The sequence below is a fragment of the Rhodococcoides navarretei genome (assembly GCF_038069675.1).
GTDB lineage: Bacteria > Actinomycetota > Actinomycetes > Mycobacteriales > Mycobacteriaceae > Rhodococcoides > Rhodococcoides navarretei.
On sequence record NZ_JBBPCN010000001.1, the window covers coordinates 2,506,014 to 2,518,950 of the forward strand.

General features: G+C 62.6%; 14 protein-coding genes. 7 read left to right on the forward strand and 7 right to left on the reverse strand.

Translation table 11 applies throughout. The annotated features are described in order from the left end of the window. The first annotated feature begins 230 nt into the window (after positions 1 to 230). Positions 231 to 668 carry a hypothetical protein gene (locus tag AABD04_RS11900; RefSeq protein ID WP_341441302.1) on the forward strand — a complete coding sequence of 146 codons (438 nt, stop codon included), beginning with the start codon at positions 231 to 233 and terminating at the stop codon, positions 666 to 668. 48 nt (positions 669 to 716) lie between these two features. Further along, the gene (locus tag AABD04_RS11905) at positions 717 to 1,901 is read left to right on the forward strand and encodes a GNAT family N-acetyltransferase (RefSeq protein ID WP_341441303.1); all 1,185 of its coding nucleotides are present in this window, start codon (positions 717 to 719) and stop codon (positions 1,899 to 1,901) included. A gap of 87 nt (positions 1,902 to 1,988) precedes the next feature. Here the strand turns inward: AABD04_RS11905 and AABD04_RS11910 are convergent, their stop codons facing one another. Together AABD04_RS11910 and AABD04_RS11915 are read right to left on the reverse strand one after the other, a co-directional pair. Then, a complete protein-coding gene (locus AABD04_RS11910; RefSeq protein ID WP_341441304.1) occupies positions 1,989 to 2,450 on the reverse strand; it encodes a hypothetical protein in 462 nt (153 codons plus the stop codon). Between the two features lie 164 nt (positions 2,451 to 2,614). Next, the gene (locus AABD04_RS11915) at positions 2,615 to 2,824 is read right to left on the reverse strand and encodes a hypothetical protein (RefSeq protein ID WP_341441305.1); all 210 of its coding nucleotides are present in this window, start codon (positions 2,822 to 2,824) and stop codon (positions 2,615 to 2,617) included. Between the two features lie 547 nt (positions 2,825 to 3,371). Between AABD04_RS11915 and AABD04_RS11920 the strand changes: the two genes are divergently transcribed. Both AABD04_RS11920 and AABD04_RS11925 read left to right on the forward strand, forming a co-directional pair. Then, positions 3,372 to 4,964 (forward strand): TPM domain-containing protein, encoded by a 1,593-nt coding sequence (locus AABD04_RS11920; RefSeq protein WP_341441306.1) that lies wholly within the window; start codon positions 3,372 to 3,374, stop codon positions 4,962 to 4,964. 144 nt (positions 4,965 to 5,108) lie between these two features. Next, positions 5,109 to 6,203, forward strand: a complete 1,095-nt coding sequence (locus AABD04_RS11925; protein WP_341441307.1) for a GGDEF domain-containing protein — start codon at positions 5,109 to 5,111, stop codon at positions 6,201 to 6,203. A 68-nt stretch (positions 6,204 to 6,271) separates the two neighbouring features. On the opposite strand, the gene AABD04_RS11930 is transcribed toward AABD04_RS11925, so the two are convergent. The 4 genes from AABD04_RS11930 to AABD04_RS11945 form a co-directional block, all read right to left on the reverse strand. Further along, on the reverse strand, positions 6,272 to 7,909 hold the full coding sequence (locus AABD04_RS11930) for a cation:proton antiporter family protein (RefSeq protein ID WP_341441308.1): 1,638 nt from the start codon (positions 7,907 to 7,909) through the stop codon (positions 6,272 to 6,274). 205 nt (positions 7,910 to 8,114) lie between these two features. Then, positions 8,115 to 8,570, reverse strand: coding sequence for a tellurite resistance TerB family protein (locus AABD04_RS11935; protein WP_243596206.1), 456 nt, complete (start codon positions 8,568 to 8,570; stop codon positions 8,115 to 8,117). A gap of 86 nt (positions 8,571 to 8,656) precedes the next feature. Continuing rightward, positions 8,657 to 8,989: a hypothetical protein gene (locus tag AABD04_RS11940; RefSeq protein ID WP_341441309.1), complete on the reverse strand. Its 333-nt coding sequence runs from the start codon at positions 8,987 to 8,989 to the stop codon at positions 8,657 to 8,659. A gap of 6 nt (positions 8,990 to 8,995) precedes the next feature. After that, positions 8,996 to 9,151 carry a hypothetical protein gene (locus AABD04_RS11945; RefSeq protein ID WP_341441310.1) on the reverse strand — a complete coding sequence of 52 codons (156 nt, stop codon included), beginning with the start codon at positions 9,149 to 9,151 and terminating at the stop codon, positions 8,996 to 8,998. 30 nt (positions 9,152 to 9,181) lie between these two features. Between AABD04_RS11945 and AABD04_RS11950 the strand changes: the two genes are divergently transcribed. The 3 genes from AABD04_RS11950 to pabB all read left to right on the forward strand — a co-directional run bounded on the left by AABD04_RS11950 (position 9,182) and on the right by pabB (position 12,276). Beyond that, on the forward strand, positions 9,182 to 9,520 hold the full coding sequence (locus AABD04_RS11950) for an RNA polymerase-binding protein RbpA (RefSeq protein ID WP_027497120.1): 339 nt from the start codon (positions 9,182 to 9,184) through the stop codon (positions 9,518 to 9,520). A gap of 278 nt (positions 9,521 to 9,798) precedes the next feature. Then, positions 9,799 to 10,194: a chorismate mutase family protein gene (locus tag AABD04_RS11955; protein WP_243596208.1), complete on the forward strand. Its 396-nt coding sequence runs from the start codon at positions 9,799 to 9,801 to the stop codon at positions 10,192 to 10,194. A 9-nt stretch (positions 10,195 to 10,203) separates the two neighbouring features. Next, positions 10,204 to 12,276 (forward strand): aminodeoxychorismate synthase component I, encoded by a 2,073-nt coding sequence (pabB, locus tag AABD04_RS11960; RefSeq protein WP_341441311.1) that lies wholly within the window; start codon positions 10,204 to 10,206, stop codon positions 12,274 to 12,276. 54 nt (positions 12,277 to 12,330) lie between these two features. On the opposite strand, the gene AABD04_RS11965 is transcribed toward pabB, so the two are convergent. Next, positions 12,331 to 12,927 (reverse strand): hypothetical protein, encoded by a 597-nt coding sequence (locus tag AABD04_RS11965; RefSeq protein WP_243596210.1) that lies wholly within the window; start codon positions 12,925 to 12,927, stop codon positions 12,331 to 12,333. Positions 12,928 to 12,937: the final 10 nt, after the last annotated feature.

Consider the following 12,937-nt stretch of genomic DNA (forward strand, 5'->3'; position numbering starts at 1 on the left):
CTCGCAAGTCTGTTGTTCTGGTCGCGACTGTGTGCGGGTTGGCTCTCGGCGGTTGTGCGAGTGGCGATTCGGACACCAGTGCCGCGCCGGACACGACGTCCGTGCCCGTAGGGACGACAACGTCGCCTGTTGGGACGACAACTGAGTCGCCAACTCGGCTGGAGGTCGAATCGCCACAGGAATCGGCAGTTGCTCAGCCGACGCGAACGCCGGATGAAGCAGCGGACCTGGTGCCGGGTGGTGGCGGTGCAATTTTGCAGCCGTCGGGCGACGAACCAGGCAACGTCGATCCTGCGACGTTCCGGACGGGGAGTGATAAATACAACTTCACGTCGCCGACGGGCAACATTCTCTGCGGCATCTGGGACGCCGATGGACCCGAGGGGCGAGTGGGATGTCAGGCCGTGGACGGCAGGAATCCTTTCGAGGGACCCCAATGCTCGAATGCCGAGAACGTCAAGGTCGCTGTTCGCGTGACCGCCGCGGGTTCGGAAAGCATGTGCACGACGCAGGGCATCTATGTGGATGCGAACGCGCCGGTGCTCGAGTTCGGCCAGGTGCTGTCGGTCGAGGACGTGGTGTGCCGGTCCGGGCCCGACGACATAATCGGCTGCACCGCAGCAACGGGCGGATTCACGTTCTCCCGAGGTATCAACTACACCTACTGATTCGGACGTTTGCGGGGTGTCAGCCAACAGTCCACACTTGGACCCACCATGACGAACTACGATCTGCGCGCGAATCCACGGAAATTGCGGCCGCGGCCGGCGGTCCCGCGCGAGGTGGCGGTCGAGTTGACGCCCAGTGGGGTGCCTGTTGCCGAGCGCGACTTCTTCATCGAGGAGTTTCGAGGGGTCACGATCGTGATTGCCCTTCCCATGATGAGCATCGCGGCGCTGGCAGCAGCGGAACGTACGGTCGGCGAGTTCGTCACGGGCGACACGCGGTTCATCTTCGTGGTTCCGGCCGATTCCGTTCCGGAGGTCATCACTGCGGTCGGAGGTGTGGCCATCGACGGCGTGACGGTCTGGAACGACGAATCCGTCGCCCGTCTGTGGCTCGCAATCGCAGACTCGGAATGTGTCGTGATCGGTGCGAAGGCAACCGCAGTCGCACGAACTGCCGGCACTGTGTCTGCGAGCGTCCGGGCCTCGAAGATGGTCCTGACCGATCCGGGCGGGGGTTGGGGCGATCCTCCCCGCAGCTTCGCCGACATCGACCTGCACCGCGAGCGCCTGGTCACCCACCTGGCCGAACGGGGGCTCGACGATTTCCCGCCCGCGGCCGAGGCGGCACTTGCCGGCGGTGCATACAGCGTAAATCTATGTCGTGCCGAGGATCTCGAATTCGAGTTGTTCACATTCGACGGCCGGGGGACCGTTCTGACTCAAGGGCGCTACCTTCACTTGGCCTCGCTGCAGGTGGACGATTTCTCTGCAATCGAGGCGCTGGTCGCACAGGGAGTACGAGAAGGGGTTCTCAAGCAGCGCAGCCGGATCGAGATTGCCAGGATGGCGGTCGGAGGGCTCGGCGCACGAGTGCTACGAACCGGGCACCTTGCCGGCATTGTCGGACTCGAGGTGGACCGTTATGCCGGAACAGGATTCGCCGAAGTATCGGGTCTGATCACAGTCGCCCAGTTTTCCGGACTTGGAGCGGGTGGCTTACTGATGGACGGATTGTTGGAGGTCTGCCGCACCAGGGGTATCGCGAATCTCTTCGCGGTGACCGTCAGTGGTGAGGCCGCAGAATTCTTCGGCAAGCGCGGCTTCGTCGAGGTTGAGCGCAAGGCCGTGCCTGCAGCGAAATGGGAAGACTACGACGCTGATCGATTCGAGTCTGCTCGTTGTTTTCTGCGATCAGTAACAACCACCGAGATGACCAGACAGCCGGCACCGTAGCGGACGCTTCCGAACCAGCCTTGGAAGAGTCGGTCATCGATCACGATGCTCCACAAGGAAGTTGAGCACGGGCCGGGGGACAGGAACCTAGACCTCTCCGAGGCGTTCCTGTGTCCGGGCGGTGCAGGCTGTCGCAGGAGCGAGAAGGTAGGCGAAGAGGTAGCCCGACGCTGTCACGGCCGCCTGTGCGATCCACCAAGGCGGGAATTCGTCAGTATCATTGGAGATTTCACCGGCGGTGACGGCCAGCCAGCACAAGGCCGCAGCGGTCACCAGCGTGACCGCTGCCGCTGTGCACGTGGCGAATCGGTGTCGCCAGCTGCGGTGCGATCGAGCGGGCCACACGCGATTCGACCACAACGCGTAGCGGCCCCCGCCGACCGCGATCACGCCGACCAACAGCCCGGCCAGAGCACCACAGAACGCAGGAATCAGCAGCAGCGCCAACCAGGACATGGACCCTTCCAGAGCCCAGGGGAGCATGACAGCCACACCTGTGCAGGCACCGGTGAGAGCAGCGACCCTCAGTTCCTTCTCGACCCAGTCCACTGTTCCACTAGAACACGTCGGCAGTCGCTTCGGCCTCGAAGTCGCTGTCTCGCCGCTCACGTTCATACATAGACCAGTTCACGCCGGACAGTGCATATTGCCTCGACTCGAACTGTCGATCAGGACTGCCGCTCGACGCCCCTTGCAAGTCCCTCGTACGTCTCCTACGGGTTCATGCGTCCATAATCGCTGTCACTTGTGCGGCGAAATGTACGAAGCCCGGTCAGGATTGCGGCCGCAGCAAGCAAACAAGCAGCCACCCATGACCAGGCCGAAAACTCACCGTCCTGAGTTCGAATCACCGAAATAACGGCCCACAGCAACGCCTGCGCCGACCAGAAGAGAACCCACCATTTTCCGCTCGGAAAATTCACCCTCGACTCCTCGCATTCTTGAAGAGATCCCATGCACTGTTCACAGAGAATTGTGGTCGTTCCATCACAACAAGCAAACGGCGATGCGAGGCCGCTCCGCAGGAGATTACGAGACGAAATCCGCGAGCCCGGGGGGCACCTGCAAAAATACAAGCTAGCCGCCATCCAGCGTCGACCTGACATAATGTTGATTATCGGCAAAACGATTGACCTGCAGGTTGATGACCTCTGGTCTCGAGGTCATCGATTCGACTGCAGCGCTACACAGTTGAGTTTTCGAGTCGATGTGACGCGGCTCGGCGGTGTTGGAATCCTCGAGAGGAATGTGTCGCGCATCCGGTGATCGGCTCTCGCAGCAGGTCCGTGTCCGTCCGATGCGATGCGATGACGCACACTCGAATCGGGTTGTTCGCCCCACCCTTCCTGTCCCTGCTTGTCGATGTTTCGTCACTGTGACGAAATCTAGTAATCAACGGGTTTCGATGTTTACCGTCGCGTTGGCCGAATGTGCTGGCTACCGCACACTTACTCTGGTTAACATTCGTCGATGGTCGTATTTGCTGAGACATCCCGTCGCCGGAGCTCGAACCGCCGAGTTGCTGCCGTGTCGATCGGGCTGTTCGCCGTTCTCGGCCTCGTCGGTTGCTCCGACGGCTCGTCCGCAGACGCCAATTTCGAGGGTCTGACATCGGTTCAGCGCGTCTACGACCGAACTGGCTACTCGCTGGATCCAGCGCAGACCGCGGACATCCAACGTCAGTTGGAGAACTTGAAATCCGAAACCGGTGCGGATGTGATCACGTACGTGCGTGAACTCGACGCGGATTCGGATGACACGTTGGATCAGGTCGAAGCCCTTCAGCAACAATGGGTGTCCACGGCAGGTATCGACCAGAACACCGCGGGCGCGATCCTGATAAACCGGGAGCCTGGACAACTCGACGAGGCTCGTGCGGGCATCTTCCTCGGCAGCACGTACGACGACGGCAACGTTCCACGGGACGAACAAGAGGCAATCGTCGAGGATGTGCTGATTCCGCCGCTGCGAGATGGTGACGTCGCGGGCAGCCTGACCTCAGGGATCGACCGCCTGAGGTCCGACATTCGCAACGGTCCGCCGGTCACGGCGCTGGACAGGTTCGCCGACGGTCCCGGTTCGACCTGGCTGCCGTGGGCCGGGTCGGTGATCTCGATTGTGGGACTGCTCCTGGTGGCAGCGGTGTTCCGCGGTCGCGCGAAATCGACTGTCTCTGAACAATCTCCGACCACAGTGCGACCGGACCAGGCCACCGATGCCGCGTACGCGACCGCCCTCGTGCACCGCAGCGCGCAGCCCAGCGGGGTACCTGGAACGGTACTGGCACTCGCCGCCGCCGACGCGCTCACCTTCGAGCCAGACAAGAAGCCGGGAAAGTTCGACAAAGGGACCGTCAGGATCAGGCTTCTGGATCGAACACGTGCCCGCGGAGAGGTTCAAGAGGCGGTCTGGTCGATGCTTGCAGATCGTGCCGCGGACGATGTCGTACCCGGCGACGAGTTGAAGAAGGTCGCGCGGGGCCCCGGCGTGACGAAAGATCTCGTGGACGCAAGACTGGGGGCCGGCGGATTCGTTGCCGATGGCACGGGCCGACGCCGGGTAGTTCTGGCCGGTCTGGGCGTACTCGGTGGCGCCGTCGCCGTCGGAGGAATCGCCGTTGCCACCTCGGGAGCCCCGGCAATGTGGTTCGCAGTAGTGGCATCGGCCGTCCTGCTCGTTGCAGGACTGTCGACGGCGATCGCGTACTCCCGGTTCTCGGTCGCCGGACTGGACGCCGCTCGCCCGTGGGAGGCCTACCGCGACGGATTGAAGCAGGCCGCCAAGGACGACGACGAGTCGGTCGATTTGAACGCCGCCCTACCGGATATCGTCGCGCTCGGCCTGGCCCCGGTTTTTCGGAAACGGCTCGAGGCCGCAACCGACCCCGGGAGTGACACGCCGCTGCGAGCCTTCACCTCACCCGCGGGTGCCAACTACGCGGCGGGAGACCCGGTGGTCCTCCCCTGGGCTGCGTTCTCCGGGGTGTTCGTCTCCAGCGGTAGCGGATCCGTTGCTTCGGGTGGAGGTGCAGGTGGAGGAGGCGGAGCGGCAGGCAGTACCTGATCGATCGGTCGACGGACCACCTCGTTCGGCTCGATCACGGTTCGGTGGGCCGCGAACCAGGAACTGAACATCGGGAAAGTCCGATCCTGGTCCCCGCTTCCAGCTACCGTGCTCGGAGGCGCACAATCTCTACCAGGGGTTCTCATGATCGCGGTACGCGCACTCTTCGCTGAGTCGGTTCACCCGTCCGAATCTCGACGGGACAATCCGGTCGTGCTCGACCTCGATGCCGGTCGAGTCAAGATCACGCAATTCTTCATCGGTACGGCCACAGTCGTCATCGGGCTGATCGGACTGCTCAGTGCGCCCAGCGAAGAATACGACGGGATCGGTGTCGCAGTCGTGGTGCTCGTCAGCCTCACGACGTTTCCCGTGTCACTCCGATGGTTCATCGGTGGGTGGCCGACGCCGAAAGCGCTCGTTGCCTACGTGGTCTATGCCGACGTATCGATCGGTGCCTGCCTGCTGCTCAAACAAGATCTACTCACCGCAATCGGCGGCACCGTGCTGTTCGCAGTGGTCACCATGTTCGCAGTCATCGCCGTGCGGCCGCTCGTGTATTGGATGCACATGGCCGCAACCGTCCTCGTTCTCGCGATCGTGTGCGTCAGGGCCGCCCTGAACGATGCCGCCAGTGGGTGGGTCGTGATTGCTCACTCACTCACCATGCTGCTCATGTTCGGAGCACCGATGATCCTGGTCATCTACGTCAGTGAATTGCGCTCCCGTGCCCAGCAGTCGTTGGTCGACCCGCTGACCGGCCTGCGTAATCGTCGTGGGCTCTTCGCCGCGGTCGAAACAATTCTCCTGACTTCGCACAAAGATCGATCTGCCCAGATGAGTGCTGTGGTACTCGACGTGGACGGCATGAAGCACGTGAACGACACGTTCGGTCATCACACCGGCGACGCTGTTCTGGTCGATCTGGCGCAACATCTGCGGGCAGTCACCTCACACAGCTGGGTGGTTGCCCGTCTCGGCGGCGATGAGTTCGCCTGTGTATCCGTGGCGGAACCGGGGACCACGGAGCCGCGGATCGAGGCCCTGGTGGCTGCCTTGTCCGACACACGAGTGATGTCGGGCCTCTCGGTCAGCGTGGGCTCGGCTAGCACCGAAGTGGGCGTCGGCGATTCGGAACAGGCCATACTGCTCCTGCTCCGAACCGCCGACGCCGAGATGTACCGCGCGAAGAGCGCCAGAAAACAGAGTGGCGACTACCGCGGTTCTGTGCAGGGCTGACTACTCCCCTGCGGCGTTGTACGGCGTGCGCAATCACTGGGTGCAGATGTAGGACTTGCCCCGCAGGCTCATCTGGTGTTGTCCGGCAGGTGCGGCTCGTCGGACTCGGGGTCGACGGCGTCGCCTACGGGACCTGGTGCACCTTGTCCAACTTGATCCGCGAGCTCCAATCCCGCGCCTGCGTACACGTTGAATGCGATGTCCACACCGTGCTCCTTGGCCCACTGCACTTCGTCGTCGTAGCGAGCCACAGCTGCAACGGTTCCACTGAACCCGGATTCGCGCAGACAGGCGAGTGCCGTGACATTGGCTCCGTGACGCGGCATCGCGAGTACCGCGATCCGCACGGACTCCGAGTGCCGCAGTTGATGCCAGAAATCGAGGTCGGTGGCGTCTCCTTCGATGACGCGGAAGCCCTGAGCGGCGAGGCGTCGAATACGAGGCCCGTCGTAGTCGACCCCCACCACGTCGAGACGATAGTGATCCGTGAGCCGCTCGTACGCCGCGAACCCCACACGCCCCATTCCGATCACGACCACCTCGGCGTCACCGGCATCACCGGAACGTTCCTCTGGGTGCAGGCTGCGCTCGTCCTGCTCGGGCAGACGTGTCGCGATCTTCTCGACCATCAGGTGCCCGCGACCGTTGACCAGAGCCGACGCAACGAAACTCAGCGCCACTGCGATCGACATCTCGACCAGCCAAGCCGGGGCCAGAAGGCCGGTCGTCACTCCGACGGAGACGACGATCAGGCCGAATTCGGAGTAGTTCATCAGGCTCAGTCCGGCAAGGAGAGCGGTGCGATACCGCAACTTCATCATCGCGAACAGCGCCACGTACAGCACAGATTTGAGTGGCAGTAGAAGCACCATGAGCAGGGCGACGCCAAGACTGGGCAGGTCCGGTAACCCGGACAGACCGATCGAGACGAAGAAGCCCACGAGCAGCAGTTCCTTGATGTGGAACAGCGATCGCGACAGTTCCGACGAAGCCGAGTGCGATGCCAGCAACACGCCGATGACGAGTGCGCCCAGGTCCCCCTTCAGCCCCAGGGCGGAGAACAACGCGTAACCGGGGACCAGCGCCATCACGATGCCGAACAGCGATTGCATCTCGCCGTGGCCGAGCCCACTCCATATCCTTCGAAGGACCCGCGTCAGTGGCCACAGAAGTACGAGCAGCAGCGCCCAGGGGCTCGGCAGTGTTCCACTGGTGACGGTCAGGAACACCACGGCAACGATGTCCTGCATCACCAGGACGCCGATCGCTACGCGCCCGTACAGGGCGTGCGACTCCCCTCGCTCCTCGAGAACCTTCACCACGAAGACAGTGCTCGAGAAGGACATGGCGAAGGCAAGCAATGCGATCGTCGTCAGGCTCTGCCCGGACAACATGACCAGTCCTGCGACGGCAGCCAGCCACAGGACGGTGGTGCCGACCACGATGCTGACCACCAGATGGACCGAGGTCGTCAACCACACTTCTCGGCGCAACAGGATACGGACGTCGAGCTTGAGGCCGATGGCGAACAACAACAGGGTGACGCCCAGATCTGCCATCAGCTCGAGCTGGGGCAGCTCACCGACGTCGAGGGCATTGATGACGAATCCGGCAGCGAGAAATCCGACGAGAGGAGGTAGACGAACCACCATGGCGAGTCCGCCCAAACCGAAGGCGATGACGAGGTAGATCGCGGCAACTGTCATGCACGGTCCCTTGGCTGGTGGACGGCAACCGGACCTCCAACGGATCGACGACATCGGCGGATGCCGTCGGAGTTGTCACCAGTATCCCGGCAATCCGGATATTTCACAGCGAACGGCACCGAACAGGAACGGCGATCGACGAAGTGCGTGCTTCGTCGATCGCCGTTCCGAGATCAGCTGCTGCCGAACCCCGGTCGGGGCGGTATCAGAGCTCGAACTCGGCCGGATCGATTCCGACCGCGAAGCACGCGTTGCGCACGGCTGCCTTTTCGTGATCGTCGAAATGACCGTCTGCGCCGCCGATGATGATCCCGATCTGGATGACGGCCCGCGCCTGATCGGGCTTCGCTTTCAACTTGCCGATCGTCGCTGTCGCCTCGACCTTTCCGAAGTCGAAATCTCCCTGCAGCTTGTCGCAGTACCAGTCGAATTTCTGCCGAAGTTCGTCGGGCTCGAACACCCGCAGAGCCTCGTTGCCGGCGATCAGAGATGCTGTCTTCTGACGCTCGGCAGGATCGATGGTGCCGTCCGCCGCCGCGATCAGCGCACACATCGCCATGCTGCCGTTGGCGAACTCCTTGTTCTTGAACTGGCTGGTCTTGGTCTGCAGCTGCCCGTTCAGTTCCTGTGCCTTGGACTTGAGTTGATCCCAGAACGCCATGGAGCTCCTCACTTGTCGAAGCCCGCGCAGTCGCGCGGACCTCGACCATTGTCCATGGAGTCGGTGAACGGTTGGGCAACCCCAGTTCAGCGCAGTCGTTCCGCGTCGCGCGCTTTGGCCAACAGTTCGACACACAGCCGGTGCAACTCGGTGGCGTCGGCCCCTTCGACAACTGCGGTGCTGACGTCCTCGGCTGCACATCGCACCTCGAACGCACGGTCGGCTGCCGCGGACGCCTCCTCGGCGGTCAGTACGACGGCGTCGTCCGGAATCGAGGTCCCTTTGGTTGCGCTGCGCTGTTCGTACGCGCGTTGGCGGCAGGATTGACGGCAGTATCGCCGTTTACGGCCGGTACCGGTGTCGGCAACCGGGCGCCCGCACCAGGCGCACGTCTGCTCGCGGCGGGTTCTGACGGACATGGTCGTTCAGCCTACTGCGACCCCGAGGTAAGATTCGTCGACAAGCTGCGCCGATGAGACCGCACAGAAGCTCATCGGCTCGGGAACGAACCGACGCGCGGCGACGTTGAAGATCAGTGGGTAGACGGTGTAGTTCGATGTCGACGGATGACCTCGATGCACCGACCTACTATCGATGGAGAGGACTTCACCATGGCAGATCGTGTACTTCGAGGTAGTCGACTGGGAGCGGTCAGCTACGAGACCGATCGTGATCACGACCTGGCACCCCGGCGCGTTGCACGGTATCGGTGCGACAACGGCGAGGAGTTCGACGTACCGTTCGCCGACGATGCCGAAATTCCCGGAACCTGGGCGTGCCGCAACGGTCTCGAAGGGTCGCTGATCGAGGGCACCGCCCCCGAGGCCAAGAAAGTCAAGCCCCCGCGCACTCACTGGGACATGCTGCTCGAGCGTCGATCGGTCGACGAGCTGGAGGAGCTACTCAAGGAGCGCTTGGACCTGCTGAAGGTAAAGCGCCGCGGCGCATGATCACCCTCGACTGCACCGCCTGATCGGAAACAATCCGGCGGTGCAGTTTTTTCATTCTTTTCGGGCTCTCTGGATGTTTTCGATCGCTTTGTTGCATTGATTGTCGCTCGGTCACGAGTTCCAATACGATCGAGTGGCGGTGTCACAGGCCCGGTGTCATCATCGTGTATCGATTTGTCACAAGTGTGGCGATTCGCGCATGGGTCGCCGTAACAGTTGTAGGAAAATACCGATAAACCCCAGCAACTGAAGACGAAAACATCAGGGGGCATTAACTCGTGAGCCAGGATTCTGATCAACGCTCCTCCGACGCTCTGCGCACGGCTGCCTCCGAAGCAGAATCGGAAGGTCATCGCGCAGTCGGCGAGCAGAAGCTTGCGGAGTTGCGCCGCGAGTTGGACGGAATCGACGAAGTGCTCCGCGCTGCAATTCGAGATCGCATCGATGTGTGTGTACGCGTTGCACACGTAAAACGTGACCATTCCATTCCGATGATGCAACCCGGCCGCGTCGGACTCGTGACCGAGCGAGCCCGCGAATTCGCGTCGGCCAACGGTCTCTCCCCCGACTTTCTCGAGGAGTTGTACCGATCGATGATCGCCGAGGCGTGCCGAGTCGAGGATTTGATCATCGATTCTCCCAAGTCCGGGCTCGGCCTCGACAGTGAACGGTAGAGGCACGCGATGACGCTCAACACGCTCCTGGTGGACAATTACGATTCCTTCACCTACAACCTGTACAGCCTCCTCGCGGAGGTGAACGGTCGTCCGCCCACGGTGGTCAAGAACGACGTCGAGTGGAGTTCTCTGGACTTCGACGCCTATGACAACATCGTCGTTTCTCCCGGTCCCGGTCGCCCGGATCTGGAGCAGGACTTCGGCATCAGCGCACGTGTGATCCTCGAATCCGATCTACCGATACTCGGCGTGTGTCTCGGGCATCAGGGCCTGTGTCATCTGTTCGGAGGCAGCGTCGACCTCGCGCCTGCCCCGATGCACGGCAGGATCACCGACATCACTCATACCGGGGTCGATCTGTTCGCCGGAATTCCATCGCCGTACTCGGTGGTGCGGTATCACTCACTGGTGGTGACACGAACCCCTGCCGAGTTCGAGGAAGTTGCGTGGACACCCGACGGCCTGGTCATGGCGGTTCGGCATCGCAGCAAGCCGATGTGGGGCGTTCAGTTTCATCCCGAGTCGATCAGTACCGAATACGGACGCGAGTTGCTCGCCAACTTCCGCGACCTGACGCTCGCGCAGTCGAGCGCGCCGAGTGCGGTGGGTACCCAGGACTCGATGTTCACCATCGAAACACGCTCGCTCGACGAGGCTTTCGATTCCGAGGAGGTATTCGGTGCGCTCTTCGCGAACGGCTCGAAGAGCTTCTGGCTGGACGGAAGCGCTGCACTGGAGCCCGAATGCAGGTTCACCGTCATGGGTGACTGTTCGGGTCCGCACGCGGAGTACGTGACCTACTCGGTTGCCGAGACCACGGTGACCGTGCAGGGTGCCGATGGAAGAACCGAGCACATCCACTCCACCTTCTTCGATTACATCGATGCTCAGCTGCGCGAGCGGGCTACTCCCCCTCGCCACGACCTGCCGTTTGCCTTCGGACTCGGATACGTCGGGTACCTGGGATACGAACTCAAGGCCGATACCGGTGGGCAGCTGGTACACACAGCTGCGACACCCGACGCTTCGATGGTCTTCGCCGACCGCGCGCTGGTGTTCGACCATGAGGCGGGCACCCTCTATCTGATGGGGTTGGCCACCACCCCCGGGGACCCGGTGCTGGCTCGGTGGTTCGATTCGGTCACCGCCACCCTGCGCGGGCTGTCCGGACGAACTCCCGCGAGCGACCGTTCGGGTGCGCCGTCGTCCGGGACTCCGCTGCTCGGGGCCGATCGATCGCTCGGACCCCGCCTCCGCCACGATCGCGACCACTACCTGGATCTGATTTCCCAGTGTCTGGCGGAGATTCGGTCCGGTGAGACCTACGAGGTCTGCTTGACCAACACAGCGACGGTTGCCGGTTCCATCGACGCAGCAGCCACGTACTCGTACATGCGCGAGATCAACCCCACTCCCTACAGCGCCCTGCTGCAGTTTCCCGAGGTGTCGGTGTTGAGCGCGTCCCCGGAGCGCTTCCTGCGCATCGACGCCGACCGTATCGTGGAGTCCAAGCCGATCAAGGGAACACGTCCCCGTGGAGGCACCGCGGAGGAAGACAACGCTCTCAAGGCCGATCTCGTCGCGAACGAGAAGGACAAGGCCGAGAACCTGATGATCGTCGACCTCGTACGCAACGACCTGGCACAGGTCTGCGTGCCGGGGTCGGTACACGTTCCCAAACTGTTCGACGTCGAGACCTACGCTCCCGTACACCAATTGGTCTCGACGGTTCGCGGCCGCCTGCGTGAGGACGCGTCCGCGGCGGATTGTATTCGCGCCGCGTTTCCTGGCGGATCGATGACCGGTGCGCCGAAGATCCGCACCATGGCGATCATCGACAAGCTCGAAGACGGTCCGCGCGGTGTGTACTCGGGTGCCATCGGCTACTTCTCGATCACCGGTACCGCTGATTTCTCCATCGTGATCCGCACGATCGTGGCCACCGAACACGAAGTGACGTACGGGGTCGGTGGCGCGATCGTCGCGCTGTCGGATCCCGACGAAGAGTTCGAGGAGACAATGGTCAAGGCTGTGTCGATGCGCCGTGCACTGACCGGTAGAACGGCGAAGAGCGAGTAAGGCGCACGCGCCTCACCCGCTCTTCGTCGTGCATCGGCTCGACGCCGACGTGTCTTACGGAGTAGCGAAGTACTCGAAGACGGCAGGCTGCGCCTGCGGATTTCCGTTGGACGTTCCGATGACTGCGCCTGCGACCGTACCGATCACGGTTCCGATGATGCACCCCGAGATGAAGTTCGGGAAGATCGAGACACAGCCGATGGCGAAGCCCAGGCCCGCGCCGATCGCTGTTCCGACGCCGCCGCCGTTGTTCCAGCCGATAGCGAGCTGGTTGACCATGTTGTCGAATGCCTGCTGCTTGGTCTGCGGGCCCGCGACCTCGGCGACGGGAACCGTCTGCGGCGTCAACGTCAACTCTCGACCCTCGGCCCCGATCAGCGGTGCGATCGAGTAGACGGTGCCGTTGACGGTGTACTCCAGCGGAACAGAGGCGATCGTTGCACCGGCCTGGTCGATGATCGACACGGTCTCGCTCGTGGCGTCGACCCGGAAAAGTCCGGCGTCGAGGATGGTGGTGACCGTTCCGTCCGGGTTGACCGACGTCTCGTAGTTCACCGGATCCGACGACGGGTCTGCTACGGCGTGGCCCGCTCCGGTGGCTACCGCAGCGGTCAACGCCACCGCGACCGTTGCTGTTCTGATCAGTTTCACTGTGTCCCCT

Bases quoted from the DNA above. Each gene is read 5' to 3' on its own strand.
- AABD04_RS11905 (WP_341441303.1), top strand. From the start codon at position 717: ATGACGAACTACGATCTGCGCGCGAATCCACGGAAATTGCGGCCGCGG.
- AABD04_RS11920 (WP_341441306.1), top strand. From the start codon at position 3,372: ATGGTCGTATTTGCTGAGACATCCCGTCGCCGGAGCTCGAACCGCCGA.
- AABD04_RS11925 (WP_341441307.1), top strand. From the start codon at position 5,109: ATGATCGCGGTACGCGCACTCTTCGCTGAGTCGGTTCACCCGTCCGAA.
- AABD04_RS11930 (WP_341441308.1), bottom strand. From the start codon at position 7,909: ATGACAGTTGCCGCGATCTACCTCGTCATCGCCTTCGGTTTGGGCGGA.
- AABD04_RS11935 (WP_243596206.1), bottom strand. From the start codon at position 8,570: ATGGCGTTCTGGGATCAACTCAAGTCCAAGGCACAGGAACTGAACGGG.
- AABD04_RS11940 (WP_341441309.1), bottom strand. From the start codon at position 8,989: ATGTCCGTCAGAACCCGCCGCGAGCAGACGTGCGCCTGGTGCGGGCGC.
- AABD04_RS11950 (WP_027497120.1), top strand. From the start codon at position 9,182: ATGGCAGATCGTGTACTTCGAGGTAGTCGACTGGGAGCGGTCAGCTAC.
- pabB (WP_341441311.1), top strand. From the start codon at position 10,204: ATGACGCTCAACACGCTCCTGGTGGACAATTACGATTCCTTCACCTAC.